The organism is Vibrio sp. 2033, assembly GCF_033339735.1.
Genome location: NZ_JAWOVC010000178.1, coordinates 1 through 883, shown reverse-complemented (window position 1 = coordinate 883; position 883 = coordinate 1). Strand labels below are relative to the sequence as shown.

At 48.7% G+C, this 883-nt stretch carries 1 protein-coding gene; it reads right to left on the bottom strand.

Features of this window, described 5'->3' with window-relative positions:
* Positions 1–883, bottom strand: an 883-nt coding sequence (locus R7P74_RS25430; RefSeq protein ID WP_318123416.1) for an ABC transporter permease, incomplete at both ends; no start/stop codon positions are given.

The following is an 883-nucleotide window of genomic DNA, read 5'->3' as shown; positions in this document are numbered from 1 at the left end:
CGTAAGGAAACATAAATCCAGACAGCAGAATCGAAGGCAGAAGAATGAACACCGTCATTTGCATGGCTTGAAGCTGTGTTGTGGCGATGGTGGATATGACCAATCCTAAAGTTAAGCTGGCGGCGATAAACAACAAGGTTCCAAACAGAATTTGGCTGATTGCACCGTTAATTGGTACGCCGAAAATCCAATGTCCCAACCCTAGAATGATGAAAACCTGAATTAAGCCGACAAAGATATACGGCACGATTTTCGCCACCATTAGCTCTATCGAGTGGATGGGCGTGGTGATCAATAGCTCCAAATTTCCCCGTTCACGTTCTCGTACAATCGCGGCACTGGTGAACAAAATCATCGTCATGGTGAGAATCACACCGAGTAAGCCGGGTACGATGTTGACCGCAGAACGCCGACTTGGGTTGTAGTAGAGTGCGACTTCGAATGTTTTGCTTGGCGCTGGGCGAATCTCGAAATCAAAATCGGTCAATGGCATGGTTTGCAACGACAATATTGCCGAGCTGATCATGGTATCTGACCCATCCACAATCCATTGCCCAAGCTCTCGACCTTGCATCATGCGTTGTGTGAGATCGCTTGGCAAAATCAGCACGGCGCGCACAATACCATCTTGAATCGCTTGTTCGGCCTCTTGCGCGGTGGCATAGGTTTCTTTGATATCCACCACTTGAGTGACTTTTACGGACTGGGTAATGATCCGCCCGGCGGTACTGCCACTTTGATCGACAACACCTACCGGAATGTTGCGAATGTCTGTATTGATTGCGAAGCCGAACAGCAAAAGCTGGATAAGCGGGATCATCACCACCATGCCAAACGTGATTCGGTCACGGGAAAGTTGGCGAATCTCTTTGATCATGACGGC